General features: G+C 67.4%; 24 protein-coding genes. 10 read left to right on the top strand and 14 right to left on the bottom strand.

Translation table 11 applies throughout. The annotated features are described in order from the left end of the window. Positions 1 to 80: 80 nt before the first annotated feature. Complete coding sequence (locus RMCB_RS20350) at positions 81 to 2,846, bottom strand: ATP-binding protein (protein WP_062830229.1); 2,766 nt, start codon at positions 2,844 to 2,846, stop codon at positions 81 to 83. 132 nt (positions 2,847 to 2,978) lie between these two features. Between RMCB_RS20350 and RMCB_RS20355 the strand changes: the two genes are divergently transcribed. Both RMCB_RS20355 and upp read left to right on the top strand, forming a co-directional pair. Further along, positions 2,979 to 3,872, top strand: a complete 894-nt coding sequence (locus tag RMCB_RS20355) for an RNA polymerase sigma-70 factor (protein WP_062830230.1) — start codon at positions 2,979 to 2,981, stop codon at positions 3,870 to 3,872. A gap of 9 nt (positions 3,873 to 3,881) precedes the next feature. Further along, positions 3,882 to 4,505, top strand: coding sequence for a uracil phosphoribosyltransferase (gene upp, locus RMCB_RS20360; protein ID WP_062830231.1), 624 nt, complete (start codon positions 3,882 to 3,884; stop codon positions 4,503 to 4,505). Positions 4,506 to 4,509: 4 nt separating this feature from the next. On the opposite strand, the gene RMCB_RS20365 is transcribed toward upp, so the two are convergent. Together RMCB_RS20365 and RMCB_RS20370 are read right to left on the bottom strand one after the other, a co-directional pair. Next, complete coding sequence (locus tag RMCB_RS20365; RefSeq protein ID WP_062830232.1) at positions 4,510 to 6,156, bottom strand: phospho-sugar mutase; 1,647 nt, start codon at positions 6,154 to 6,156, stop codon at positions 4,510 to 4,512. After that, a complete protein-coding gene (locus RMCB_RS20370; RefSeq protein WP_062830233.1) occupies positions 6,153 to 6,629 on the bottom strand; it encodes a MarR family winged helix-turn-helix transcriptional regulator in 477 nt (158 codons plus the stop codon). The genes RMCB_RS20365 and RMCB_RS20370 overlap by 4 nt, the downstream gene beginning before the upstream one ends. A gap of 104 nt (positions 6,630 to 6,733) precedes the next feature. Between RMCB_RS20370 and RMCB_RS20375 the strand changes: the two genes are divergently transcribed. Continuing rightward, a complete protein-coding gene (locus RMCB_RS20375) occupies positions 6,734 to 7,834 on the top strand; it encodes an AbrB family protein (RefSeq protein ID WP_062830234.1) in 1,101 nt (366 codons plus the stop codon). Here RMCB_RS20375 and RMCB_RS20380 read toward each other — a convergent pair. Beyond that, positions 7,780 to 8,577, bottom strand: coding sequence for a purine-nucleoside phosphorylase (locus tag RMCB_RS20380; RefSeq protein ID WP_062830235.1), 798 nt, complete (start codon positions 8,575 to 8,577; stop codon positions 7,780 to 7,782). The genes RMCB_RS20375 and RMCB_RS20380 overlap by 55 nt on opposite strands. A gap of 47 nt (positions 8,578 to 8,624) precedes the next feature. Between RMCB_RS20380 and RMCB_RS20385 the strand changes: the two genes are divergently transcribed. From RMCB_RS20385 to RMCB_RS20395, 3 genes are all read left to right on the top strand, one after another. Further along, a complete protein-coding gene (locus RMCB_RS20385) occupies positions 8,625 to 9,809 on the top strand; it encodes a M20 family metallopeptidase (RefSeq protein WP_062830294.1) in 1,185 nt (394 codons plus the stop codon). Further along, the gene (locus tag RMCB_RS20390; protein ID WP_051243993.1) at positions 9,806 to 10,981 is read left to right on the top strand and encodes a M20 family metallopeptidase; all 1,176 of its coding nucleotides are present in this window, start codon (positions 9,806 to 9,808) and stop codon (positions 10,979 to 10,981) included. Before RMCB_RS20385 ends, RMCB_RS20390 begins: the two co-directional genes overlap by 4 nt. A gap of 95 nt (positions 10,982 to 11,076) precedes the next feature. Then, positions 11,077 to 12,018 (top strand): hypothetical protein, encoded by a 942-nt coding sequence (locus RMCB_RS20395; RefSeq protein WP_131805558.1) that lies wholly within the window; start codon positions 11,077 to 11,079, stop codon positions 12,016 to 12,018. 14 nt (positions 12,019 to 12,032) lie between these two features. Here RMCB_RS20395 and RMCB_RS20400 read toward each other — a convergent pair whose 3' ends face one another. Further along, positions 12,033 to 13,493, bottom strand: a complete 1,461-nt coding sequence (locus tag RMCB_RS20400; protein ID WP_062830237.1) for a purine-cytosine permease family protein — start codon at positions 13,491 to 13,493, stop codon at positions 12,033 to 12,035. A 243-nt stretch (positions 13,494 to 13,736) separates the two neighbouring features. Here RMCB_RS20400 and RMCB_RS20405 point away from each other — a divergent pair, with 243 nt between their 5' ends. From RMCB_RS20405 to RMCB_RS20415, 3 genes are read left to right on the top strand one after another with little or no spacing between them, the layout of a single operon-like run. After that, complete coding sequence (locus tag RMCB_RS20405) at positions 13,737 to 14,435, top strand: hypothetical protein (RefSeq protein ID WP_062830238.1); 699 nt, start codon at positions 13,737 to 13,739, stop codon at positions 14,433 to 14,435. A gap of 26 nt (positions 14,436 to 14,461) precedes the next feature. Continuing rightward, positions 14,462 to 15,433, top strand: coding sequence for a PDR/VanB family oxidoreductase (locus RMCB_RS20410; protein WP_062830239.1), 972 nt, complete (start codon positions 14,462 to 14,464; stop codon positions 15,431 to 15,433). Next, a complete protein-coding gene (locus RMCB_RS20415) occupies positions 15,388 to 16,161 on the top strand; it encodes a GntR family transcriptional regulator (protein WP_131805559.1) in 774 nt (257 codons plus the stop codon). The genes RMCB_RS20410 and RMCB_RS20415 overlap by 46 nt, the downstream gene beginning before the upstream one ends. 6 nt (positions 16,162 to 16,167) lie before the next feature. Here the strand turns inward: RMCB_RS20415 and npdG are convergent, their stop codons facing one another. Next, entirely contained in the window at positions 16,168 to 16,893 is a 726-nt protein-coding gene (gene npdG / locus RMCB_RS20420) for an NADPH-dependent F420 reductase (RefSeq protein WP_165606302.1), read from the bottom strand. Positions 16,894 to 17,032: 139 nt separating this feature from the next. On the opposite strand from npdG, the gene RMCB_RS20425 reads away from it, so the two are divergent. Further along, the gene (locus RMCB_RS20425; protein WP_063979644.1) at positions 17,033 to 18,691 is read left to right on the top strand and encodes a PucR family transcriptional regulator; all 1,659 of its coding nucleotides are present in this window, start codon (positions 17,033 to 17,035) and stop codon (positions 18,689 to 18,691) included. Here RMCB_RS20425 and RMCB_RS20430 read toward each other — a convergent pair. From RMCB_RS20430 to RMCB_RS20465, 8 genes are read right to left on the bottom strand one after another with little or no spacing between them, the layout of a single operon-like run. Beyond that, positions 18,651 to 19,832 carry an XdhC family protein gene (locus tag RMCB_RS20430; RefSeq protein WP_062830243.1) on the bottom strand — a complete coding sequence of 394 codons (1,182 nt, stop codon included), beginning with the start codon at positions 19,830 to 19,832 and terminating at the stop codon, positions 18,651 to 18,653. The genes RMCB_RS20425 and RMCB_RS20430 overlap by 41 nt on opposite strands. 15 nt (positions 19,833 to 19,847) lie before the next feature. Next, the gene (locus tag RMCB_RS20435; RefSeq protein ID WP_062830244.1) at positions 19,848 to 20,468 is read right to left on the bottom strand and encodes an SRPBCC family protein; all 621 of its coding nucleotides are present in this window, start codon (positions 20,466 to 20,468) and stop codon (positions 19,848 to 19,850) included. Beyond that, on the bottom strand, positions 20,465 to 22,852 hold the full coding sequence (locus tag RMCB_RS20440; protein ID WP_084388563.1) for a xanthine dehydrogenase family protein molybdopterin-binding subunit: 2,388 nt from the start codon (positions 22,850 to 22,852) through the stop codon (positions 20,465 to 20,467). The genes RMCB_RS20435 and RMCB_RS20440 overlap by 4 nt, the downstream gene beginning before the upstream one ends. Next, on the bottom strand, positions 22,849 to 23,352 hold the full coding sequence (locus tag RMCB_RS20445; RefSeq protein ID WP_062830245.1) for a (2Fe-2S)-binding protein: 504 nt from the start codon (positions 23,350 to 23,352) through the stop codon (positions 22,849 to 22,851). The genes RMCB_RS20440 and RMCB_RS20445 overlap by 4 nt, the downstream gene beginning before the upstream one ends. Next, on the bottom strand, positions 23,349 to 24,242 hold the full coding sequence (locus RMCB_RS20450) for an FAD binding domain-containing protein (RefSeq protein ID WP_062830246.1): 894 nt from the start codon (positions 24,240 to 24,242) through the stop codon (positions 23,349 to 23,351). Before RMCB_RS20450 ends, RMCB_RS20445 begins: the two co-directional genes overlap by 4 nt. Continuing rightward, positions 24,239 to 25,069, bottom strand: coding sequence for a CoA-transferase subunit beta (locus tag RMCB_RS20455; protein ID WP_201028319.1), 831 nt, complete (start codon positions 25,067 to 25,069; stop codon positions 24,239 to 24,241). Before RMCB_RS20455 ends, RMCB_RS20450 begins: the two co-directional genes overlap by 4 nt. Then, on the bottom strand, positions 25,066 to 26,031 hold the full coding sequence (locus tag RMCB_RS20460; RefSeq protein ID WP_084388564.1) for a CoA transferase subunit A: 966 nt from the start codon (positions 26,029 to 26,031) through the stop codon (positions 25,066 to 25,068). The genes RMCB_RS20455 and RMCB_RS20460 overlap by 4 nt, the downstream gene beginning before the upstream one ends. Continuing rightward, positions 26,028 to 26,981 carry an LLM class flavin-dependent oxidoreductase gene (locus tag RMCB_RS20465; RefSeq protein ID WP_062830248.1) on the bottom strand — a complete coding sequence of 318 codons (954 nt, stop codon included), beginning with the start codon at positions 26,979 to 26,981 and terminating at the stop codon, positions 26,028 to 26,030. Before RMCB_RS20465 ends, RMCB_RS20460 begins: the two co-directional genes overlap by 4 nt. Positions 26,982 to 26,993: the final 12 nt, after the last annotated feature.

Below are 26,993 nucleotides of genomic sequence, written 5' to 3' on the forward strand. Positions count from 1 at the left end.
AATGGTGGGACGCGTACCACCTAGAGCGTTGCCGTCCGCGCCGGGCGGCGGACCCTTGACAGTCCGTGGTCCGTGGCCGCTCAATCAGCCCACGACATCCCCCGCAGTTGCCTGCGCGAGGTGATGTTGAGCTTCACGAACACTTTCCGCAGGTGCCACTCCACGGTGTGGGTGCTGATGAACAACTGCGCGCCGATCTCCTGATTGGTCAGGCCTGCGGCGGCCAGCTCGGCGATCTGGGCTTCCTGTGGGGTCAGCCGATCGCCGCCGCCGATGGGCCGTCTCCGGGTCTTCTGGCCGGTGGCCATCAGCTCCCGGCGTGCCCGTTCGGCGAAGGCCTGCGCGCCCATGCGGGTGAACATGATGTGGGCGGCGCCGAGTTGCGTGCGGGCGTCGGAACGACGGTTCATCCGGCGCAGCCATTCGCCGTAACGCAGCCGGGCGCGTGCCTGCTGCACGACGATGCGCGTGCGATCCAAGCGCTCGATCGCCTCGACGTACAGCTCCTCGGCAAGCTGGTCGTCGGCGAGGAGGGCACGAGCTCCGGCGAGTGTGCCCAGCGCCCAGTCGGTTCCGCTGGGCAGGGTGCTTTCTTCCAACTGCCGCAGGGCACTCTTGGCCGCATCGGGTTCGCCGCATCGCGATGCCGATTCGACGAGTTCGGTGAGCGACCAGCCGAACAGGCCGAGGTCCGGGTATTCGCAAGCTTCACGCGCGGCGGCGTACGCCTGGTCGTAGGTGCCCCGACCGTTGTGCAGGACAGCTCTGGCGTAAGCGGCCAGCCCGAGCAGGCGGCCCTCACCACGCGCCGTGGCCCTCTCGGCGGCCGCTTGGATCAGGGGCGTGGCCTCGGTGGTGTCACCGCACCACGCGGCCAGGATCAGCGCGTGGTCGGTCATCGACGGGTGCCCGGTGGCGGCGCTGATCGACTCGGCTTCGTCGAGAAGCATGGCCGCGGTGGTGAATTCGCCGGCCTGGAGGTGCGCGCCGGCCCGGTAGCCGAGGGCCCGGGGCAGGATGGCCAGCGCGGCGGTGTCGCGGGTCAGCTGCAGCGATCGCGTCGCGAGCCGGTGCCATGCCTCGTCGTCCCAGATCTCGTGCACGGCCGATTCCTGGGCGATCGGGAATGCCGCACCCGGCCAGTGAATGCGGCAAGGATCGGTGTGCAGCATGGTGTCGAGCAGGGCCACCGCGGCACGCAGTTCGGCGTGCCCGCTGCCGTCGTCGGTGCCGATCCGCCGCGAGATGCCGCTCACCAGAAGGTAAGCCGGATGGGGCGGGGCGGACGTTGGCGTCGTGACGGCCCGCGCGGACCGTGCAGTGGTGTGCAGCGCGGAGGAATCACCGAGCCGGCCGGCATGCATGGCCGCGGCGAGCGACTCGAGGTAGGTCGGACCGGCAGCCGCGTCGTTCAAGTTCTCGAATTGCCGTGCAGCATCGATCAATTCGGCGACCGGAGCACCCTGGAAGTTGCCGCGGGCCACCGACAACCGGGCTCGCAGGTGTGCGGCGCGGGCGCGGTCCAGATCGGTCAACGGCCCGAGTTCGGCGATGCCGAGCAGGTCCTCTGCCTCGCCGGGGGCCGCGGCATCGCTCTTGGCGCGCGCCGCTGCCAGTGCCCGGGCGCCGCGGCGGGCCGGATCCCGGGTCAGTGCGGTAGCCCACTGGAGAAACGCGGCGCCGGCGGCCACCCCGCCGCGCTGTTGCGCACGCCCGGCCGCCGCCTCCAGTTCGGCGGCGACGCTGTCGTCGGGCCCGGTGGTGGCGTACGCCGAATGCCAGGCCCGGCGGTCGGGGTCGACATCGGCATCGGTGACCTCCGCCAGCACGCGGTGGATCGCGCGGCGCTCGGCGAGGTCGGCTGACCGGTACGCCGCCGATCGCACCAGCGGATGGTCGAAGACGACGCGTCCCGTCAGTTCGATCAGGCCTTCGCGTTCGGCGGGAACCAGGGCACTCGCGGGGATACCGAGCCGCTGCGCCGCCCGCATCAGCAGGAGAGGGTCGCCGACGGGATCCGCTGCGGCGGCCAGCAGCAGCCGGCGGGTCGGGCGGGGTAGGGCCGCGATGCGGTGCGCGTAGGTCAGTTCGAGCCGAAGTGGGGGCCCGGGGCGGCCCGGGTCTCCGAATCCTCCGGCGAGTTCGGCGGCGGTGCGGTTTCGGACCGATTCCAGCAGCCCGAGGGGAAGACCGCGGGTCTCGGCGACGATCTGGTCACGGACCCGCCGGTCGAGCAGCCCGGGCACGACCGAGTCGAGAAGCCGTGCGGCGTGTTCGGTGGTCAGCCCGCGCAGCGCCAGCACCGGGAGACCCGCCAGCGCGGCGTCGTGATCATAGGTGGCCCGCGCGGCGAACACCATGCCGACCGGTTCGGCGGTCAGCCGCCGCGCGACGAAGGCGAGTGCCTGCAGCGAGGCCAGGTCGATCCACTGCGCGTCGTCGGCGAGGCAGAGCAACGGTTGCAGACGTGCGGCCTCCGACAGCAGGCTCAGCACTGCGAGCCCCACCAGGAATGCGTCGGGCGGCGGCCCGGCGGCCAGGCCGAACGCGACGCTCATCGCGTCACGCTGGGGCTGGGGTAGGCGGTCGAGCCGGTCCAGCAGCGGGGCGCAGAACTGCTGCAGGCCGGCATACGGCAGCTCCATGTCGGACTCCACGCCGGTGACCCGCAGTACACGCGTATCGGCTCGGCGGTTGTGCAGGTAGGTCAGCAGCGCGGTCTTGCCGATGCCTGGCTCGCCGTGCAGCACCAGCGCCCGGCTACGGCTCGCGCGGACATCGGAGAGGAGCTCGTCGAGCGCGGCACATTCGGCGTCGCGACCGTAGAGGCGTCCTGTTCGGCGCATCGATACTCCTCGTGCGTGCTGCGGGCGGTGTCGTTCAGGTAGACCGGGCCGCCCGCTGATCTGTGACAGTGCGATGTGTCACAGCGCCGCACCACCGGATGCGGTGGTCAGAGGTGTGTTTGACTAGCGCTCATGACCGACCTTGCCGACGCCGAGGAGGTCTTCACCGAGGTCCGCCCGCGGCTGTTCGGGCTGGCGTACCGGATGCTGGGCAGTGTCGCCGAGGCCGAGGACGTACTGCAGGATGCCTGGGTGCGCTGGCAGGCCACCGACCGCGACGACGTGCGTGAGCCAGCCGCATTCTTGATCACCATGGTGACGCGGATGTGCGTCAACGTGCTGCAGTCGGCCCGGGTCCGGCGCGAAACCTACATCGGGCCTTGGCTTCCCGACCCGGTCGATACCAGTGCCGACCCGGCGCTCGGCGCCGAACGCGGCGAGGCTCTGCAGGTGGCGACGCTGATGCTGATGGAGAAACTCGCGCCGCCCGAGCGGGCCGCCTACATCCTGCGCGAGGCGTTCGACTACCCGTACGAGTTGATCGGCGAGACCATCGCGGTCAGCGACGTCAACGCGCGTCAGTTGGTGAGCCGGGCCCGCAGGCATCTGGCGGCCCGGCGGGGCGAACCCGCCAGCACCGAGGCGCAGCGGCGGTTGCTGACGGCGTTCGTGGCCGCGGCGCAGACCGGCGACATGTCGGATCTGGAGGAGCTGCTGGCCTCCGATGTGGCCAGCTACACCGACGGGAACGGGATGCGCAACGCCGCGCCGGTGCCCGTCGTCGGCCGGGAGCGGGTCTCCAAGTTCGTACTGGCATTCCGTCGCAGGTTCTGGCGCAACTCCACGGTCACGTGGATCACCGCGAATGGGCAGGGCGGCGCGCTGATTTCGCAGGACGGCAGGTTGGCGGCGTTTCTGACGGTGACGGTGTCGGCGGAGGGCATCGAAGAGCTGTTGTGGGTGCTCAGCCCGGACAAGTTGGCGCACATCGCCACTGCGGTCCCTGATCCGGCGGAGACCGTTTAAGGTCGGCGCATGGACGTACGTGTCGTCGAGCACCCACTGGCCGCTGCCCGGCTGACCACCTTGCGTGACGAGCGCACCGACAACGCGGGGTTCCGTGCGGCCTTACGTGATCTGACGCTCATGCTGGTCTACGAGGCCACCCGCGACGCGCCATGCGAGCAGATCCCGGTGCGCACACCGCTGACCGACACCACCGGTTCCCGGCTGGCCAATCCGCCGCTGCTGGTACCCGTGCTGCGCGCCGGGCTGGGCATGGTCGACCAGGCGCACGCGCTGATCCCGGAGGCTCAGGTGGGTTTCGTCGGCATGGCCCGCGATGAAACCACACACCAGCCGACGCCGTATCTGGCGTCCCTGCCCGACGATCTGAGTGACCGGTCGGTTTTCGTGCTCGACCCGATGCTGGCCACGGGTGGGTCGATGGCCTACACCGTGGACCTGCTGCAGGCCCGCAACGCCGTCGACATCACCGCGGTGTGTGTGGTGTGCGCACCGGAAGGCATTGCGGCACTGGAGAAAATCGCCCCCGGCATCCGGCTGATCACCGCGACCATCGACGACGGTCTCAACGAGATCGCCTACATCGTCCCGGGTCTCGGCGACGCGGGGGACCGTCAGTTCGGACCGCGCTGAGGCGTCAGAACAGTGCGGCGGCGGTGGCGAGTTCGTCGTTGAGTGTGTTCGCCCGGGCCCGTGCCATGGTCAGGTCGTCGGTCGGCGCACAACGAACTTCGGTGTAGGACTTCAGCTTTGGCTCAGTACCCGAAGGGCGCACGACGACTCGCACCGTGGTCCGCGCGTCACCGCCGGTGAGGATCAGCGCGTCGGTGCGCTGCTCGCCGGGTCGCTCCAGCAGATCCTCGACGCTCACGGGGAAACCAGCGAGTTCGGTTGGCGGGGTGGTACGCAGCCGGGACATCGCGGCCCCGGCGTCCTCGACCGGCCGCGACACCGCACCCGTCACGTGCACACCGTGGCGCAGGGCCAGCGCGTCGAGCGCATCGGGCACCGTGCGGCCCTGAGCGCGCAGGGCGACCACCAGATCGCAGAACAGGATCGCGGCGCTGATGCCGTCCTTGTCACGCACTGCCGCCGGGTCGACACAATGCCCGATGGCCTCCTCGTAGGCGTATGCCAGCGTGGTGCCGGGACCTCCGGCGCGTGCCAGCCACTTGAATCCGGTCAGCGTCTCGGCGTGGCGGGCTCCGTGCGCGGCGGCGATCTCGGCCAGCATGCGCGATGACACCACGGTGCTGGCCACCACCGTGGCCTCGCTGACCGGGCCGGGCTCGACCTGCGACAGAATGTAATCGCCCAGTAGCCAACCGGTTTCATCGCCGGAGAGCATGCGCCAGCCGTCGGCGGTGAGAATTCCGACGGCACAGCGGTCGGCATCGGGATCCAGCGCGATCGCCACGTCGGCCGACACCTTGGCGGCCAGGGTCAGCAGCGCGTCGGTGGCTCCCGGTTCCTCGGGGTTCGGAAAGTCCACGGTGGGGAAGTCCGGATCGGGCGCGAACTGGCTCTCCACCACGTAGACATCGTCGAAGCCGGCCATTGCCAGTGCGTCGAGCGCGAATTCGCCGCCGACTCCGTGCAACGGGGTCAGCGCGACCCGCAGTGAACCGGTGGTGTGACGCACGTGCGCAACCCGTTCCAGATAGTGGCGGATCTCCTTGAGGCCTCCGGTCTGCACGGTCGCGCGCGGAATCTCGTCGGCATGGGGTGCGCGCGCGACGGCCGCCTCGATCTCGCGGTCGGTGGGGGAGATGATCTGCATGCCGCCTTTGCCGAACACCTTGTACCCGTTGTCCGCCGGTGGGTTGTGCGACGCGGTGATCTGGATGCCCGCCGTGGCGCTCAAGTGCCGCACGGCGAACGCCACCACGGGCGTGGGCACGGCTGCGAGCATCAGCAGCACCTGAAACCCCTGGGCGGCAAGGACTTCTGCGGCCGCGAGAGCGAATTCATCGGACCGGTGCCGCGCGTCGCGCCCCACCACCACCTGTGTCTCGCTGGGCGTGAACCCGGTGCCGTCCTGGGCGAGTTGGTCTTTGAGCACCTGTGCGACTGCCCAGGTGGTCCGCAGCACGACGGCCAGGTTCATGGCGTCGGGTCCACCGCGTACCGGTCCGCGCAGCCCGGCTGTGCCGAACGTCAACGGGTTGTTGAACCGCCGCGCGAGCTCATCGGGGTCGCATGCGGACAGTTCGGCCGCGGTGTCCGGATCGGGGTCGTGGGTGATCCACGTCTGAGCCACCGCCGAAATCGCCGATTGCGTCATGAGTCAAGTGTGCCTGCTTTTGCATCGGCGTACGCGAGCTTGCGGAGCACCGGCGCCACGAGCGTCAGCAGGCCGAGCTCCAGATCGGTGAGGTTGTCACGCATCGCGGTATGCAGCCAGGCATCGCGTTCGGCCCGGTCGCTCTGCAGTAACTCGGCGCCTTGTGCGGTCAGCTCGATGAGTTGGCGTCGGCGGTCGTGTTCGTCGGGGCGACGCATGATCAGCCGACGGTTCACGAGCTCGTTGATGCCGTCGGTCAGCGACTGCACCCGTACCTGCAGCCTGGCGCCCAGTTCGGCGGGGGTGGTGGTCCCGGTGCGGCTGATCTCGCCCAGCAGCTCGAGTTGGCTCAGCGTCAGACCGTGATCGGGACGGTGCCTGCGCATCTGCCGCGCCACCGCCATCATCGACTCCCGCAGTTCGGTGGCGGTGCTCACCGGTATCTGCGGCGGTTTCGATGACGTTCTGGTCATAACCAAGTTATACCTTGGTATCTGGCACATTGTATCGGTTATCACCGAGGTTGCGCTCAGTAATTAACAAGTCGATACTTGGCACTATCGGGATCGGAGGTTGCATGCGGCGGATGCTGAGCTGGGTTGTTCTGGTGATGCTGACCGTCACCGCGACCATTGCCCTCACCGCCATCGGCGTACCGTCCGCCGGACTGTTCGCCGCGCTCGTCGTAGGCGTCGCGCTGGCATTGGCCGCCCTGGCTCCCGCCCGGTTACCGCCGTACACCGGCCTCGCGGCGCAGGGTGTGCTCGGCGTCTACATCGGCACCATGGTCCGGCCGGAGGCGGTCGACGCGCTGAAGCCCGACTGGTTGATCGTGTTGGCCATCGCGGTGGCCACGCTGCTGCTCAGCGTCGTCGCCGGTGCACTGTTGGGCCTGCATCGCGACGTGAGCCCATTGACCGGCTCGCTGGCGCTGGTGGCCGGCGGCGCCTCCGGGCTGGTGGCCATCGCCCGCGAACTCGGCGGCGACGAGCGCGTGGTGTCGGTCGTGCAATATCTCCGCGTGGCATTGGTCACCGCAACGATCCCGGTGATGGTCACCGTCGTCTATCACGCAGACACGTCGCACCCGGGTTCATCGCCGGCGCAAACCGATTCGGCCCCTTGGTATGTGAGTCTCGCCATGCTGGCCGCGCTGGTCGTCGTCGGTGCCGCGGGCGGCAAGCTGATCCGGCTGCCCGGCGCGGGGCTGCTCGGGCCGTTGGCGCTGACCATCACGCTGCAGCTCACCGGCCTGTCGTTCGGCCTCACCGTTCCGATGGTGCTGGTGCAGGCCGCATACATGCTCATCGGCTGGCAAGCCGGGCTGTCCTTCACGCTGGCATCGGTGCGGGCCATCGGCCGCATCCTGCCCCTGGCACTCGTGCTGATCGTGATGCTGGGAGCGGTGACCGCAGGGCTCGGCGTCGTGCTGGCGAAGGTCACGGGTATCACCCAACTGGAGGGATACCTCGCGACCAGCCCGGGCGGCGTCTACGCCGTGCTGGCGACCGCCGTGGAAACTGGTTCGAACGTCACGTTCATCATCGCGGTCCAGGTGGTCCGCATGCTGCTCATGCTGTTCGCCGCGCCGCTGATGGCCCGAGCCTTGGCCAGGTTCAGCGATCAGAGACGCGCGATCACGCCGGCCAGCAGCGAGCCCATCCGGGTCGCGGACTGACGGCCCGCCTCCAACACCTCCGCGTGGCTGAGCGGCTGGCCCGTCATCCCCGCCGCCAGATTCGTCACCAGCGACACGCCCAACACCTGCGCTCCGGCGGCTCGTGCGGCGATGGTCTCGTGCACCGTCGACATGCCGACCAGATCGGCACCCAGCGTGCGCAGCATCCGGATCTCGGCCGGGGTCTCATAGTGCGGTCCGGGCAGCGCCGCGTAGACACCCTCGGTCAGAGTCGGGTCGATCTCGCGGGCGAGGTCGCGCAACCGCGGCGCATACGCGTCGACCAGGTCGACGAACTGCGCCCCGACCAGCGGCGAGCGGGCCGTCAGGTTGAGGTGGTCGCTGATCAGCACGGGCTGGCCGACCTGATATTCGGCGCGCAGGCCTCCTGCGGCGTTGGTCAGCACCACGGTGTGTGCCCCGGTCGCCGCCGCGGTCCGCACCGGGTGCACGACGTGCTGCAGGTCGTGGCCCTCGTACGCGTGGATCCGTCCGACCAGCACGAGGACCCGGTGTGCGCCGATACGTACCGACAGCACCTGCCCGCCGTGCCCGGCCGCGCTGGGCGGGGTGAATCCGGGCAGCTCGGCCATCGGCACCACCGCGACCGGGTCGCCGAGTTCGGCGACGGCAGGCGCCCACCCGGAGCCCAGCACCACCGCGACGTCGTGGTGGTCGACACCGGTGCGCTCGGCGACGGCTTCTGCGGATGCGAGTGCGGACGTGTGCTCCCGATCGGTCACGGTGGCCGAGCTTAACCGGCGCAAACAGGCAATGCGATACTGCGATGATGCCCACCGCCGCTGCCTCGCTGAGCGTCGAAGACGCCGTCAACCGGCGCCGTGGTGACCTCATCGAGCTGTCCCACTCCATCCACGCCGAGCCCGAGCTGGCGTTCGCCGAGCATCGCAGCTGCGCCAAAACCCAGGCGCTGGTGGCCGAATACGGGTTCGAGATGACCGCCGCGCCGGGTGGCCTCGACACGGCCTTCCGGGCGTCCTACGGCAGCGGTCCGCTCGTGGTGGGGATTTGCGCCGAGTACGACGCCCTGCCCGAGATCGGGCACGCGTGCGGCCACAACATCATCGCGGCCTCCGCGGTCGGCACCGCACTGGCGCTCGCCGAGGTGGCCGACCAGCTCGGCCTCACGGTGGTGCTGCTCGGCACGCCGGCCGAAGAGCTCGGCGGGGGAAAGGTGTTGATGCTGGGCGCCGGAACCTTCGACGACATCGCCGCGACGGTCATGCTGCACCCCGGTCCGGTGGACATCGCCGCGGCCCGCTCGCTCGCGCTCTCGGAGGTGACGGTCGACTACACCGGGCGGGAATCGCACGCCGCGGTGGCCCCGTACATGGGCGTGAACGCCGGTGACGCAGTCACTGTCGCACAGGTGGCCATCGGGCTGCTGCGCCAACAGCTGCTGCCGGGGCAGATGGTGCACGGCATCGTCACCAACGGCGGCCAGGCCACCAACATCATCCCTGGCCATGCCGAACTGCGCTACACCATGCGGGCCACCGACATGACGGCGCTGCATGAGCTGGAAGGCCGGATGGCCGGCTGTTTCTCGGCCGGCTCGATCGCGACGGGTTGCACGCATCAGATCAGTGAGACCGCACCCGCCTACGCCGAGCTGGTGCCCGACCCGTGGCTTTCGGAGACCGTCCGCGCGGAGATGGTGAGCCTCGGCCGTGAGCCGCTGCCGCCGAGCGTGGAAGCCAGCGTGCCGATGGGCAGCACCGACATGGGCAACGTCACCCAGGTGATGCCCGGCATACATCCGGTCATCGGCATCGACTCCGGTGGCGCGGCGATCCACCAGCCCGCGTTCACCGCGGCGGCCGTCGGCCCGAGCGCCGACAAGGCTGTGGTGGAAGGGGCAATCATGTTGGCCCGCACCGTGGTTCGGCTGGCCGAGACTCCCGGCGAACGGGACCGCGTGTTGCAGGCCCAGGAAAGGCGGACGGCATCATGACTGCGGTGAATCTTGCCCAGATCGCCGACAGTTGGCTGGCTGCCCACTACGACGATCTGGTCGCCTGGCGCAGGCATCTGCATGCCCATCCTGAACTGGGCCGCCAAGAGTTCGCCACCACCGAGTTCGTCGCCAAGCACCTCGCCGAGGCGGGGCTCAACCCGAAGGTTCTGCCCGGTGGCACCGGACTGACCTGTGACTTCGGCCCCGACGACGGCTTGCGCGTCGCGTTGCGCGCCGATATGGACGCGCTGCCGATGGCCGACCGCACCGGTGCGCCATATGCGTCGACGGTGCCGAACGTCGCGCACGCCTGCGGGCACGACGCGCACACGTCGGTGCTGCTGGGCACCGCCTTGGCGCTGGCCTCGGCGCCCGAACTTCCGGTCGGGGTCCGGTTGATCTTCCAGGCCGCCGAGGAATTGATGCCCGGTGGCGCCATCGACGCCGTCTCGGCCGGAGTGCTCAACGGGGTCTCCCGGATCTACGCGCTGCACTGCGACCCGCGCCTGGCTGTGGGCCGCGTGGCCACCAAGCCGGGGCCGATCACCTCGGCGGCGGATTCCATCGAGATCACCCTGCACTCACCGGGTGGGCATACGTCGCGGCCCCACCTGACCGGTGACCTGGTGTACGGCCTGGGCACGCTCATCACCGGCCTGCCCGGAGTGCTCTCGCGCCGCATCGATCCGCGGCACAACACCGTGATGGTCTGGGGCGCGGTCAACGCCGGTGTCGCCGCCAACGCCATACCGCAGATCGGGACCCTGGCAGGCACCATCCGCACCGCGAGCCGCGACACCTGGCTGACACTGGAATCGATTGTCGAAGAAGTCGTTTCGTCGCTGCTCGCACCTCTCAACATCGACCACAGCCTCAACTACCGGCGGGGTGTGCCGCCGGTGGTCAACGAAGAAGTCTCCACACGCATCCTCACCCACGCCATCGAGGCCGTCGGCCCTGACACCCTTGCCGACACCCACCAGTCCGGCGGCGGCGAGGACTTCTCCTGGTATCTCGAGGAAGTGCCCGGCGCCATGGGACGGCTCGGCGTGTGGAGCGGCCAAGGCCCCCAACTCGACCTGCACCAGCCGACTTTCGACCTCGACGAGCGGGCGCTGGGCGTCGGCGTCCGCACCCTGGTCAACATCGTCGCTGCCTCATCCTGCTAATCACCGCGAGCGTGCGCGTCTGTTGCCCGACACGCCGTGCGTCGTCAGCATTTTTGCCGCGCTCGCGGCTGCATGAGCGTTCATAAACTGCTGATGTGACTGATACTCCCGACGCGGTGCTGACCGCGGCCACCGCAGCATTGCGGGAAGCGGCCTCGCTTCGGCAGCGGTTGGCGGCGGCGCGCAGCAAGGCCGAAGCGTCTGCCACGGCCGCCGCAGAGGCCGAGCAACACGTCGCCGAGCAGGTCCGCGATGTCCGGAAGTTGACATCGCTTTCGCTGACCAAGATCCTGGCGCACCTCAACAGTTCGTACGACGACGATCTCGCCCGCGAGACGGCCGAACAACAGGTCGCCGAGTACGAGTACGCTGCCCGGCAGGCCGCGGCCGACGTCGACCAGAGCATCGCCGACGCGCTGCAGAATCAGCTCGCCGCACTCGGTGACGTCGACGAGGCGTACCAGCGGGCGCTGGCGATCAAGGAGAACTGGTTGCAGCGCAACGGCGGGGCGACGTCATTCCAGCTGCTCGAATTCGCCCAGCAGCGTGGCCGATTGATCGCCGAGCTCAAGGAGATCGGCGAAGCCCAGGCCGCAGGCGAGGCGGCGCTGCGGGAATCGCAGGCTGCCGCCGACCTGCTGAGTGACGCTGGACATCTGTCGGCGTACGACTCGGTGGCCCACGGCGAATACCTCGGTGCAGCGATCAAGTGGCAGATGCTCGACGACGCGGCCGACCAACTGCGGGCGGCGGACGCTGCCCTCAAGACGTTCACGATCGAGCTGGCCGACATCAAGGCCGATGGTCTGCGGCTGGCCGAGCTGGACGAGTTCACCACGTACTTCGCCATATGGCTCGACGCCATCTTCACCGATCGGGCTGTGCGACAACGGATCAGCGAAGCGCACGCCACTGTCACCGCGACCATCGCTGCAACCAACGGGATCTGGATCAATCTCGAGGAACGCAGGTTGCGGCACGCCACCGAATTCGCGGAGCTCAAGGCGCGCCGCGACGCGTTGGTGCTGCGCGCCTGACCCGCCCGAGCGTCTTAGTTCGTCTTCTCCAGCCGCGACGCTTCCGGGTGGCCGGCCAGGCGCACAGCGTCGCCATGCGGCGCGAACCTGCGCCGCGCGGCGAGGTAGACAACAGCCGCCACGATCGCGGAGACGAAGTAACTCAGGTCGGCGCCGCCGAGGCTGATACCGATCGGACCCGTGTAGAAGTCGTTGGCCATGAACGGTACTGACACGACCACACCGACGACCAGTGCCGCCAGGCCCGCCACGTTGAACCGCCCGAATGCTCCGGCGGGAGTGTAGAAGTTCTCGAACGGCAACACGTTTCGCCCGCCGCGCTGCACGACGTAGTAGTCGACCAGCAGGATCGCGACCCACGGCGTGATGTAGTACGACAGGACATGCAGGAACAGCAGGAAATTCGACTGGAACTGGTCACCGCCGAACACCAGCGCGATCACGAGACCCACAAGGCCTGCGATCGTCACGGTCACCCACTGCGGCAACTTCACGTCGCACGTCAGCGTGTTCATCGCCCCGCTGTACAGATTCACCGAGTTGTGCGGGATGGCAGACAAGCCGAGCGTGAGCAGCACGACGTAGCGCAGCCACTCAGGCAGGGCGACGCCGAACGCATCGATCACGTCACCGCCGGGCATGAGCGTGATGAGCCCCGCGCCGAGGCACATCATCCAGGTCGTGGACGCGAAGAGGCCTGTGGAAGCTGCCGCGAATATCGATGAGGGCTTGCTGTTTTCGGGCAGATAGCGAGAGTAGTCCGACGCGTAGGGCGCCCAACTCGCGGTGTAGCCGAATACGGCGGTGAAGAGAACCGACCATGCAAGCCAGTAGTCAACACCCGTCACCGTGGCGTCGGTGCCTGGCCCGCCGCCGTGGACGATCAGGACTATCGAGACCACGGTGAGCACCACGATGCTCACGTTGGTGATGATCTTTCCCAGCGCATGCAGGATCTTGTAACCGAAGATGCCGATCAGAATGCTCACTGCCGCAACGACAACGACAGTCGGGGCATACGGCGCATTCAGGAGGCTCGCCAGTGATTTGGCGCCGAGCACCGTACCGACGCTGTAGTAGCCGATGCACATCAGCAGCGTCAGGAACGCAGGAAGAAAGTTCCCGAAGTAGCCGAACGGAGCCCGCCCCATCGGTAGCTGCGGCATACCGAGCCTGGGCCCCATGACCGCGCACAAACCGGTCACGATCGAACCGAGGATGTTGGCGAGAACGATCGCGGTGATGCTGCCTGTCAGGCCCAGGCCCAGTGGGCCGCCGCTGGCGCCGAGATAGATGCCGGCAAGGTAGATCACCGGTGCGAACCGCACAGTGAACTGGTTTCGAGGGTTGCCATAACGCTGGCTTGCCGGGATGTGTGCGATGCCGCGTCGTTCGAGCATCAACGCGCTGTCAGACGTTTCCGTGCGGGTCGGTTGCACAACGGGCGGAACCGCTTGCGCGTCGCTGTCTTTCATGCAAGTCCTCATTTCGTGGACAGGAAGACTCTGAGGCCCATCACGCTAGGTTCGGGGGTGTCGGATGCACACATGACCAGGAGCCAATCTTCGCAGGGTCTGTTTGGCGGAAGGTGCCAACCCGTGGGGGCCGGCGGTGGGCTGCTGACCCGACGAGGTGGCGGGCGCCGAGCGGCCTTGACTGTGACACAACTCTCACCCTAGTATCGATTATCGATAATTACCGGTGGAAGGGTGCTTCACGTGGTCAGTGTCAGGAACGTTCGCGGCGGGACAGGTCTGGACCCCATCAAAGAGGAGGTCGACGCCATCCTCGATTCGATCTTCGCGACTGCCAAGCGCACCAGCGAAGAATTCTTCGAGTCCTTCGCGTTGGACCCTCAGCCGATCATTCTCGCCGAGTGGCTGGCCACCCGGGCGTGGCGCGAGATCGACTATGTCTTTCTGCTCAACGAGGAGATTCGCCGGTACGGGCTGGGTTTCGAGCGTAAGCACATCACCCTGTTGGCGAAGCAGGCCTTCCAGGAGGCCGAACACTACGAGGCGGTGAGCAGTGCAGTCGAATCACTGGGTGGCATTGCGCCTACGACTGTTCCCGCGGATTCTCGAGTCTGGAGCGAATTCCTTTGGGAGTGCCTCGACCGTCATCCGCTCGCGGCTGTCGCAGCATGGAATGCCTCGGAGACCTCGGCAACGGGAAGCCTTGAGCCGACTTTCCTTGCCGGAGAACGTCACGGCTTCGACGAAGTGGTCCGCGTGCACCGAAAGATCGAGATTGACGAGAAATTCCACGTCGGACTCGGACGGCAGATTCTCTCGCGTTATGCGGAAACCGACGACGATCGGAACGAGATTCTACGTGCGATGCGCGGCATGCGTGACATCGCAGCAAACATGTTCTCGCCGGACTCGGCGACGCGACTGCTGGCAACCCAGCGATAAGCCATATCCGGCAGCGAGGTTGGGCCATGCAGGTATCGAGTAAGGCACGCACGGCGGTTGCCGAACCCCTGACCGTTTCGTCGGTTCGACGAGAGGCGGACGGTGTTCTGGCCCTCGAACTGCGAGCACTCGACGGATCCGCACTCCCGGCGTGGACTCCTGGGGCGCACATCGAGGTGGACTTGCCGGGCGGATTCGTACGCCAGTACTCGTTATGCGGCGCCGCTGACGACTCGACCCGCTGGCGGATTGCCGTACTGCGCGAGGCTGCGAGTCGCGGGGGCTCGAAGTTCATCCACGACAGCGTCGAACCGGGGGACGTCCTCTCGGTTCGCGGACCCCGCAACAACTTCGGGATCGTCGATGCGGATCGATACTTGTTCGTGGCGGGAGGAATCGGTATCACGCCCATCCTGCCAATGGCCCGGCATGTCGCGCGCAGCGGCAAGCCGTGGACGCTCGTCTACGGCGGACGAACCCTCGCGTCGATGGCGTTCGTCGACGAGTTGAGAAACATACCTGCGGGCGACGTGCGCGTGATACCGCAAGATGAATACGGCCTGCTCGATCTCGACTACTTCCTGGGGACCCCTCGTACTGACACTGCCGTCTACTGTTGCGGGCCGGGCTCGCTGATCGACGCGGTCGAAGTACGCTGCGCCGCATGGCCGGTCGGTGCGTTACATCTGGAACGCTTCGCGCCGAAGGAAGTACCACGCAGTTCCGTCGATGGCGAATTCGATGTGCAACTCGCTCGCTCGGGGGAGTGTCTGCGGGTGCCCGGTGACCGGACGCTTCTCGAAGTGCTCGAAGATGCCGGCTACGACATCGACAACTCCTGCCGCGCCGGCATTTGCGGCACGTGCGAGTTGGCCGTTGCCGACGGCATCCCGGAGCACAACGACGACGTTCTCAGCGACGCTGAGCGGGCATCGAATCGAGTCATACTGCCGTGTGTTTCGCGGTCGAAGAGTGCCGTGCTGGTCATCGACCTCTAGCCGGTGCGCGGCTGACGGCGGAGTATCGCCAGGTGCGTGTCTCCGCGGCAAAGAGTCCGTATCTTCAGATCATGCCCGCGCACGACCAGATGGATGTTGGCCAGACGCTCAGTCACCGAATCCGGGACACCCTGGTGCGCCAGATCGTGTCGGGCGAACTGGAGCCCGGCGAGCGGCTGGTGGAGACCCGGGTGGCGGCGACGTTCGGTACCAGCCAGGCGCCCGTGCGGGAAGCGTTGCGCGAGCTGGAGACGTTCGGACTTGTCGAGATCAAACCGAGGCGCGGAACATTCGTCCGCTCGTTCATTCGCGAGACGCTGCGCGAAAGCTACGTTCTTCGCGCCGCCCTTGAGGAGACCGCCACCCGGCTGGTGCTCATGGCAGGCAACGTTCCATTCGAACAGCTCAAGGATGACGTCAAGCGGATGCACGATGCCGCGCGGGCGAACGATACCGAAGCGGTCGGCCTGGAAAGCGTGGCATTCCATCGCCACATTGTCGAAGCTGCAGGCAACGACCTCATCAAACGCTCGTGGGAGAACCTGCACATCGAGGCTCGGACCTCGGTGACCATCATGGCGCGCACGCCGGACCTCACCGGGATAGCCCGTGACCACCAGGCACTCCTGGATTCCCTGTCTGCCGGTGACGTCGAGGCGGCTTGTGCGATGGCGCGTCAGCATCAGTGGGATTACGCGGAACTCCCGGAAAGCTCGTCGTCCGACTGATCGGATTCACGCCAGGGCCGGCCGCGCCTGCAGATGCGTGACCTGGATACCGGCATGCGTCTTGTGCCGGATATTGATTCCGATCAGAACCGGGGTGAGCCCTTCGAGGAGTCGGCTCATCTCAAGTGATCCCGCGTCGACGACGCGCAGACCCCGGATGCGTTCCAGCGCCGCGGTCACCGCAACCTTGGCGTGGGGGTCACCGCAGATGAGAGTGTAGTGATCGAGCGGATGCGCGAGGTCGCGCAGTGCCGAGGCGCTGATGGTGTGCAGCCCCGAGGCGAGGCCGATCTCGTCGCCGATCGCCGAACGTGCTTGCTGCGCAGCCGATCCGTGCCAGGGCTCGACAAGATGGGTGGGGCGCCCGCCGATCGCAGTGGCCAGCGGAACGGTGGTGTCGAGGAGGACCTGGCCTGCCCGCCAGTGCGTGGCGACGCTCGTCAACGTCGCCACATGGCTCGCAAACGGGACGGCGATGATCACCAGTTGATCTGCCCGGGTGACGGCTTCGCCGTTGAGGCAGCCGACGAAGGTGCCGCCTTCGACGAGTTCACGAGCGTGCGTCGCGGCGCGGTGGGCCCGGTGCGTATCCCGCGAGCCGAGACAGACGGCGTATCCCGCCTCCCCGAGTCGCAGGGCAAGGCCGAAGCCCAAATTGCCCGTCCCGCCCAGGATGGACACCGTCTCCTTCGCATTGCCTTCAGCAACACGGGATTTCCCGCGTCGTGTCACGGTGTTCCTCCTCATCGGGTCGACCGGGCGCTGATGTCCGGCGTGTAGCAACCATAAGAAGACGGCCATCGCACGACCCATGGCTATTTATGCCAAAGAATGCGGCGGTCGTTGTCGATCAGCGCTAAGCTTGCCGCCGATGAACACGCCAGATCCGGCGAGTGCCAGTTCGAGCCAAACTCTTACTCTCCGAGAGTTACTCGACGACGAGGTGCTGGCCGGTGCCGAGTTGATCGCGGGCGGCGCCGGGTTGGACCGGGCCATCAGCGCCGTGAATGTGATGACGGTTCCCGATATCGGCAAATGGGTTCGGCAGGACGAGTTTCTGCTGGCCACCGGATACCCGCTGCCCCGTGCCGACGCCGATCAAGGACAGTTGCTGACGGACCTGCACCGGCTGGGCCTGGCGGGAATCGGCATCAAACTCGACCGGTACATGCCCGAGCTCGGGCAGGAGATGATCCACGTCGCCGAACGTCTCGGGCTGCCGCTGGTCGTCATACCCGAACACATCCGCTTCGACGACATCCTCAGCAGGGCGTTCGCCATCATCGTCAACCGCCAGGCGTCGGCGTTGGCCAAGGCCCAGGAGATCCATCACTCGTTTCTCGCGATCACGTTGTCCGGGGGAGGGCTCAACGAACTGGCGAGCAGCCTCTCGGGTCTGCTGGGAGACGCCAGCGTCGTGATCACCGACCCGCAGGGGACCGTGCTGGGGCTCGCCGGGGACGAAGCTCCGCTGATCGACCTCAATTTCATGAAGGCGGAGTCAGCGGACTTGTTGCGGCTGGGCATGACGGGCTTGCACACCGACAAGCGCACCGGCAGGCGGTGGGCGTCACGGGAGATCCGCGCGGGCCGTCTGCACCACGGATTCGTCGTCGCCGTCGAAGCCGAAAGGCCCTTCGGCGAATTCAGCCTCGTCGCGGTCGGGCAAGCGGCAATCGTTGCAGCACTGGAGGTTACGCGCGATCTCGCAGTGGGTGCCGTCGAGCGCCGGTTCTCGTCCAATGCCCTGTTCGAGCTGATCTCGGGCAGTGAGTTCGAAGCCGCCGAATACGCATCGTTGGGTTCGGGATTCGGGTGGGACCTGGAGCGCGACATCGTCGTGCTGGTCGGCCGCCGGGAGGGCACCGCCGACGACTCTCACGACAGCAGGCGGCGCTCTCGACTGGCCGATGATCGTGCCATCGAATTCTGGGCCTCAGCGGTGCGCAGCAGGGACCGGTTGGCGGCGGCTGCCGGGCTGGGTTCCGAACTGGTCGCGGTCGTCGGAGCCGACCAGGATGTCCTCGCTGTCGCTCGCGCGGTGCAGGACGAGGTGGCGCATTTCACCCACGCGCAGTACGCCATCGGGGTCAGCCGCAATTATCCGGGGCCTGCCGGAGTTTCGACGGCGTACCAGGAGGCCCGCACCGCGCTGCGGTTGGGTCCGCGGGTGTCCGGCAGTGGCGCGGTGACCGCCTATGGCGATTTGGGGTTGTTTCGGCTGCTGGCGCAGGTCAGCGACGATGACCTGCGGGCGTTCGCCGAGGAGAAACTCGGGCCGGTCCTGCGCATGAGCGAGCCCGAACGGTCGGAGATGTTCCAGACCTTGGAGACCCTGATCGAGCACAACATGAACATGGCCGAGGCGGCACGGCATCTGCACTACCACTACAACACGCTGCGCTACCGCCTCGCCAAATTGGAACGGCTCCTCGGGCCGTTCAGCACAAGCACACCCGTGGCCATCCAGATCGGGGTGGCGTTGCAGATCAACGAGATGCAGAAGATCCTTGCGAGCCGACCGACATGACCTGGGGCACAAGCATTCCCTCGTGAATCGACCCGACGGTGTCGGTGAGCCGCCTGCCGCTGCCGCCCCAGCGTTTCGCGATGATCTCGGCGGCGATGGAGACGGCCGTCTCTTCGGGTGTGCGCGCCCCGAGGTCAAGCCCTATCGGGCTGCAGAGCCGCCCCAATTCGGCGTCGGTCAACCCGTTGTCGCGCAACTGTTCCAGGCGTTGTTGATGGGTGCGACGTGAACCCATGGCCCCCACGTAGGCGATCTCGGGGATCCGCAGCGCGGTCTGCAGCAGGGGAACGTCGAACTTCGGATCGTGCGTCAACACCGTCACGACGGTTCGCGAATCGATTCTGCCCGAGCGGTATTCACCCTCCAGGTAGCGGTGCGGCCAGTCGACCACCACGTCGTCGGCATCGGGAAACCTGCTGCGGGTCGCGAACACCGGCCGCGCGTCGCACACCGTCACGTGGTAGCCCAGAAATGTGCCCATCCGAGCCATGGCGGCAGCGAAGTCGATCGCACCGAAGACCAGAAGCCGCGGTTTGGGAGCGAAAGCCCACACGAAGACGCGCATGCCCTCGCCACGCCGTTGGCCGTCGGCGCCGTATGTCAAGGTGGCGCTCGTGCCGTTGGCCAGCAGACCGAGCGCATCGTCACGAACCGCGTCGTCGGCCCGGGTGGATCCGAGAGTGCCCTGTACAGACAGGTTTTCGTCGGGACGGAGCACCAGCCGCCGGCCGACCCATGACCGGTTGGGATGTTCGACGACGGTGGCCACCGCGACCGGACGGCCCGCATTGACATCCTCGGCGATCGCGCCCAACTCGGGAAACGTTGTCCGGTCGATCTTCTCGACGTAAACATCCAGAATGCCGCCGCAGGTCAGCCCGACCGCGAACGCGTCGTCGTCGGACACGCCGTATCGCTGCAGCACCGGTCGGCCCGTCACCGTCACCGACTGTGCCAGTTCGTATACCGCACCCTCGACGCAACCGCCCGACACCGATCCGACCGCGCACCCGTCGGGGCCGACCATCATCGACGCCCCCGGGGCGCGCGGCGCGGAACGAAACGTCGCGACGACCGTACTGAGACCGACGCTTTCGCCGGCCCGCCAGCACTTGACCAACTCGCCCAGCACGTCACGCACGGCCGACCCCGGCCCTCAGTTCGGTCGAATCTTGGTGCTGAGGCGCTCCAGGAAGTTGGCGAGACGCTCCCGGGTGACGGCCCAGATCAGCGGCAGCACTTTGATCTCACCGCCGGCGGTGTTCTTCGTGGCGGGCTCGAGCAGTGTCACCGGCGCGGTGGGCGTCGCAGTGGACGTGGCGGCGGGCCGGCCGGGATGTTCGATGCGGTTGCCGAGTTCGCCGGCAAACGAGACGAACATCTGGTTGCTCACGTCGCGGATCCCGCGGCCCAGCGACGCAATCCGGCCCGTGAGATCGATGTCGGACACCACATCGATACGACTACCCGACGCTATGGGCTCGACGCGCAACGCGACATGAGCCACGACCGAACCGGACCCGCGCTTGTCACGTCCGGTGGCGTCCAACACGATCCGCCGCGCTGCCGCATCACGCTCGACGACCGAAGCGCGTCCCGCGTAGTTCATCTTCAGCGGTCCGATCGCGACACGAAGCACACCCTCGTAGCGGTCGTCGCCGAGATCATCGACGAGTTCGGCACCGGGCATGCATTCCACCACGCCTGCGGTGTCCTGCAGGAACGCCCACACATCGTCGGGGCGGGCCTCGACGTCGGTCTGATGCTGAAGCTTCATGCACTCATTCCCTTCTCGGACTCGCGTTGATCGAGCAGTGCCAGCACGCGTTCGGCGGTGATGGGTAACTGGGTGGGCCGGACGCCGATGGCGGCTTCGACGGCGCTTGCAATCGTCGCCGCCGGCGGTCCGATGGGTGGTTCGCCGATACCGCGCGCGTTGAGTGGGCCGCGGCCCTCGCCACTTTCGACGACGGCGACCTGAATGTCGGGCAGGTCCATCGCCGTGGGAATCAGGTAGTCGGCGAACAGCGACGACAGCGGATGGCCTGCGTCGGTGACGCAGTCTTCGGTCAGCGCATACCCGATGCCCTGGGCGGCGCCGCCGATGATCTGCCCACGCACGCGGGTCGGGTTGATCGCCCGCCCGACGTCATGACACGCGGCGTACTTGAGCAGCCGCACCTCACCGGTTTCGAGATCGACCTCGACTTCGGCGGCGTGGGTTCCGAACGTGTAGTCGGGGTAGGTGTGGCCCTGGCCCTTCTGCGGGTCGAATCCGCCGGAGCGGGCGCGCCAGGTGTTGAGCACCGAGGTGTCCACGCGGGCTTCGTTGGCCGCGCGGACCAGCTCGGGCAAACTCAGTCCGGTGCCGCCTGATTCGGTCCGCACCATCCCGTCGACCCATACCAGAGCGTCTTCGGGTACCCCGAGTTCTTTCGCGGCGACGGGCGTCAGTTGGTCGCGCAGCTTGCGCGCCGCGCGCAGGATCGCGTTGCCGGACATGTAGAGCTGACGGGTGGCGTACGTGCCGCCCGCGGGCGGGGTCAGTGCGGTGTCCCCGATGTAGACGCTGATGTCCGACAGCGCGACACCGAGGATCTCCGAGGCGATCTGGCACAGGCTCGCTGCCTGGCCCGCGCCCAGATCGGTGACACCGCTGCGGATGAGCAACGTGCCGTCGGCCTGGAGCGTGACCCACGCGGCAGCGTGGTCGCGGAACCAGATGGAGCGGCCGTACGGCTGCATGCCGCATGCGAAGCCTTGGCCGACAACCTTGTCTGGGCCACTGGGCTGGCTGGGCGCGCCGAGCATGTCGAGCGCGGCGCGCCGGGTTTCGCGAACCGCGACGGCCGTCGTGAGCGGCTCGCCACCGGCCAGCAGATCACCCTTCTCGATGTAGTTGCGGTCGCGGATCTCCTCGCGCGTGAGGCCCAGTTCGGCTGCGAGAGCGTCCATCTGGGACTCATAGCCGAGTGTCACCTGCATGGCGCCGAATCCGCGGAACGCGCTGGTGGGCACGTTGTTGGTGAACACGGCTCGCGACCTGATCCGCACGACGGGCACCTTGTACGGGCCGGGGGACAGTGCCGCCCCCGCGAACAGGACACGTGCGCTCAGGCACGGGTAGGCGCCCGCATCGCCGACGATGTCGGCATCGACGGCGAGGATCCTGCCGTCCTTGGTGGCCGCGGTGCGGTAGTGCATGGTGAACGGATGGCGTTTGGTGCTCGCCAGGATCGACTCCTGCCGCGACCAGATCATCCGCACGGGCCGTCTGGTCCGCCAGACCAGCAGCGCGATGTAGGGCTCGACGGTCATGTCCTCCTTACCGCCGAAGCCGCCGCCCATGTAGGACGCGATCACCCGGACCTGGCTCTGCGGCAACCCGAGGATCGCGGCGATCTCGACGGCGTGTTCGATCACCTGGGTCGAGATTCGCAGGGTGACAACGTCGTTCTCGATCCACCCGACGCCGGCCTCGGTCTCGAGGTAGGCGTGCTCGACATGCTGGCTGCGGTAGGTGTGGTCGACGACGACATCGGCCTGTTCGAACGCGGCGTCGATGTCGCCGCGTTCCAGGTGCCAGTTGACCAGGACGTTGCCCTCGTCGTGCACGAGCGGCGCGCCGTCGGCCAACGCATCCTCCGGGCGGTATACGCCCGGCAGTGGTTCGTATTCGATCTCTACGAGATCGGCTGCCTCCGCGGCAGTTTCGGGATCGACGGCGGCGACCACCGCGACGGGTTCACCGACGTAACGCACCCGGTCGCGCGCGAGCACGGGCTGCTCGACGGTCAGTTCGCCCAGTCCGCCACTGGCGTGCTCGACGATCGCGTTGTGCGGCACGTCGGCTGCGGTGAGGACGGCCACCACACCCTCGAGCCGCTCGGCGGCCGAGGTGTCGATCCGGACGATCTTCGCCGGGGCCATGTCCGACCGGACGACTTTCCCGTGGACCATTCCCGGCAGATTCCAGTCCGCGGCGTACAGCAGCGTGCCGCGGACCTTGTTGACGAAGTCGTGGTGGGCGGGTGACTGCCCGACCACCCGAAAATTGCGTTCGCGCTCCTCGGGGCCCGAATCGGCGTCCGGATCGAATTCGGCTGGGGCGCTTGGTGGTTCCGTGGTATCCGGAGTGGTTCCCGGTTCGACCGTCGTCACTGGGCACCTCCCATCTCGGCCTGCGGGGTGGTCGGCGCGTGCAGGTAGTCCTCGACCGCGTCGACGATGGCTTGGTATCCGGTGCAGCGACACAGGTTTCCGACCAATTCATGGCGGATCTCTTCACGTGTGGCCGCCGGATTGCGTTCGGCCAGCGTGGCTGCGGTCAGCAACATCCCGGGCGTACAGAACCCGCACTGGGATGCGCCGCGTTCGAGGAAGCACTTTTGCAGCGGATGCGCGTCGTCTTGGGGATCCGACCAACCGCGCAGGGTGACGATCTCATGCCCCTCGGCTTGAACGGCATAGACGCAGCAGGCGCTCACCGGGTCGCCGTCCAGCAGAACCGTGCAGGTGCCGCAGACCCCTTCGGCGCAGCCGTAGCGGACGTCGGGCATGCCGAGGTCGTCATGCAGGACATCGAGCAAGGTGCGATCGTTGCGCACCCACACTTCGTGGTCACGGTCGTTGACGCGAAGCAGCACCTGAGTCCGAATCATGCTGTGCCTCCCTCGGTGAGGACCTGCTGGAGTAGGCGACGGGTGTGCACGGCGACGAGTCGTCGCCGATAGTCGGCGGTCCCGTGCAGATCGGTGTCCGGGTCGAGCGACGCTGCGATGGCTTGGGCACTTTCCCTGGCCCGGTCCGGGTTGCCCGGGTCGGACAGCGCCGGTGCCAGCAGATCCTGATCGACCAGCACCGGGCGGACGGCAACGCCGCCCAGGACGACGCGGACATAGTCGGCTGCCCGCGCCATGACCGTCACGCTGACCGTCGCGAAATCCGAATAGCGGCGGACGACTTCGTGAAAGGCCCACCGACCGCCGTCCCCGACCGGGATGCGGCCACCGACAACCACCTCGTTGGGTTCCATCGCGGTCGTGAGGTAGGTGATGAAGAAATCCTCGGCGGGGATGGCGCGGATTCCGGCAGGGCCCTGCACGATGATCTCGCCGCCCATGGCCATGGTGACGGCTGCGATCTCGCCGGTCGGGTCGGCGTGGGCGAGCGTCCCCCCGAACGTGCCGCGGTTACGCACCCGCACATTCCCGACGAACTGTACGGCGTGCGCCAACAACGGTGCGTGGGTGCGTATCACCTCCGACGTGGTCAACGTCCGGTGGCGGGTGTTGGCCTCGATGACGATGTGGCCGCCGTCGATGCGAGGGGCGGCGGCCGGGATGGGGTTGATGTCGATCAGGGCGGCCGGAGCGGCCAGGCGCAGGTTCAGCATCGGGATCAGGCTCTGTCCGCCGGCGAGGATCTTGGCCTCGCCGTCCCACAATTCGAGGAGTTCGACTGCATCGGACCATGTTTCGGCGCGCTGATATTCGAAGCACGTCGCCGGGGTGCGTCCCGCGGGCGTCGGCACGGTCTCCTGCACCGTCATGCCATCTCCTCCTCGCCGCCGACGAGACGGCGCAGCAGCGTGAGCTCTGCGGCGTCCACCGGCGGCAGCTCTTCGATCTGGTCGTGCACAAGCAACTCGAATGCGGTTGCGGCCCTTACCTGGTCGAGGGTAACGCCGGCCTGTAGTGCGCGCACCCGCATCCGGTGGGATTCGGGGTGAAAGTCGAGCAACGCCAGATCGGTGACCACCCACCGAGGTCCGCCGAACAGCAAACCGCTGTCGTGCCGGCTCGTTCCTCCGGTCAAAAACCCTGGGCTGGTGATGAAGTCGACGTGTTCGACGAAGCGGCGCGGCTCGTGTTGCGTCACGACCATCACTTGGTTACACATCGAGGCGATGTCGTTGGCGCCGCCCGGGCCGGGCAGTCGCACGGACGGTTTCGCGGGGTCACCGACCACGCTGGTGTTGACGTTGCCGTACTGGTCCACCTGGGCGACGCCGATCAGGCCGTAATCGAAGAACCCGCGCTGGGCCATCAGAAAGATATCGGTTGCCGTGGTGAGCATTTGAGCACCGACCGCCGCACGTACCTCATTGGTCGACGCGGGCAGTTCACCGGGCAGCAGTTCGATGCCGATCATGCCGCCTTCCAGGAGCACTGTCAGCGACGGGGCTTGGCGACGCTTGGCGATCGCGGCGGCCACCAGCGGCTGGCCGATCCCGGCGAACAGCACCTTGCCGTCCTCGAGTAGCCGGCTGGCGGCGATGGTCATGATCTCGTCGGGCTTGGCGTCGCGCACGTGAGGAGCAGGATTGTCCGGGTGCTGAACGGGATGTACGCGCTCGCGCGTCATGGACTCGGTCATCGGGGGAGCATCTCCTGCGCGGTGCGCCGAACGGCTGCCAGCCGGGTGGGATCGATCGAGCCGAGATAGGCGTCGTGGTCGCGATGGGCGGTCAGCGCCGCGACGTACGACCGGGCGCCCTCGATGCCTTCGCTCTTGACGGCCTGCATGTACGCGGTGAACTCGTCGAGGTCGGCTTCGTAGTGCCCGTAGCACTCGTGCGGATAGGCACCCATCGGCTGGTGCACGACGGCGTCGACCGCGAATCCCGGGATCACCGTGCGTCCCGGATCCAGCCGGAGCTGGTCGGTGGCGACGATCTCCTCGGCGGTGACGATGACCCGGCGGGCGGCCAGCGCCAAATCGGCGTCCATCAGCTGGTAGCCGTCGATCTGGGCGTTGCCGAGGGCGTCGGCACGTTGCACGTGAAGCAGCGCCACGTCGGGGTTGAGGCTGGGCACGGCGTTGAGCAGCTGACCCGTGTAGGGGCAGGTCACCTTCGCCAGCCCCAACTGTGCGTCGATGTCGGAGCCGAGCATGCTCAGCGTGGGAAGATACGGCACGCCCATGGCTCCGGCCTTGTAGCGCAAGCCGATTCCGAGGTGGCTCCACTCTTCGAAGACCGGCCGGCCGTCCTCGACCAGCGTCCGCACCACAGGGGCCAGACCCCAGCCGTGCCCGATGCCGACCCAGCTGGTCATGATGCGCTCGGCGGTGCCGGTGGCCAGCATGAGCTCTGCCTCGAAACATGACAGGGGCCGAGTCATCGTCAGCCCGGTGCGGCCCTGGCGCAGGATCTCGATCAGCAGGGCCATGGGGGTGCGGGCGTGGTTGGTGCCGCCCACTCCGATCACCGCGTCGTTGCCGACCAGCCGCTGTATGGCTTCGGCTGCAGTGGTGACCTTGTCGTCGCTGTTGCGGTCGTGCCCTTCGAGTTCTCGACGCGCCGAGGCGATGTCGCGGGTCATCAACCGCCCGCTCATGCCACACCGACCAGGCTGCCCAGCAACGGGCGGACCTCCGCGGCGAACCGTTCCACCTGCTCGGGATCGTAGGCGTGGGGCACCAGGCAGATCTCTTGTACACCGGCGTCGAGGTGCGCCGCGATCTGCTCGGCGCAGTCCTCGGGCGTCCCGCAGATGGCACTCTCCGGGGTGGCGTTGCTCCACTCCGGTGTGTCGAAATACGACGCCAGCCATGGACCGGTCAGCGCCTGCGCCTGCTCCCGCGACGTGCCGATGCAGATCGGCAGCTGGTTCAGGGAGTGCAGCCGGTCGGGGTCGCGGCCCGCCTCTTCGGCGAATCTCCGTATCTTCGACCAGGATTCGGTGAATGCCTCAGCGGTGTAGAAGTACGTCAGCCAACCATCGCCAAGGGTCGCAACGCGTTTGAGCACCCTGTCGACGTATCCGCCGATGAGAACCTGCGGTCGCGGCTGCGGTAGGGGGAGCATCTTGACGCGCCGAAAGGACAGATCGTCCCAGGTGCCGGTCACGTCGTCCTGAGTCCAGAGGTTCATGCAGATTTCGAGGTTACGCTCGAAGATGCGTCCGCGCCCCTTGAATGGTGTTCCTGTGGCGTCGAATTCGCGCTCATACCAGCCTGCCGCCATGCCGAGGCGTAGCCGCCCGTTCGAGATCGACTGAATGGTCGCGGCGGTCTTGGCCAGCAGCGCGGGGTCACGGATCGGCAGCACCAGCACCCCGGTCCCGAGTTCGATGGTGCTGGTGTGGCTGGCCAGCACCGCCAGCGTGGTGAGCGCCTCCAGCTGGGGGAAGGGCTGCCGACTACCGAGGAACAGGTGATCCCACGCCCACAACGAGGAGAACCCGAGCTGTTCGGCGCGACGGGCGGTGCTGAGCAACTCGTCGATCCGGGGTGTCTTCTGAGCTGAGGTGAAATTCTCCACGGCTAACCCGAAAGTTGCGGGCATGGGGCCGTCCTC

It is taken from the genome of Mycolicibacterium brisbanense, from assembly GCF_001570425.1.
GTDB lineage: Bacteria > Actinomycetota > Actinomycetes > Mycobacteriales > Mycobacteriaceae > Mycobacterium > Mycobacterium brisbanense.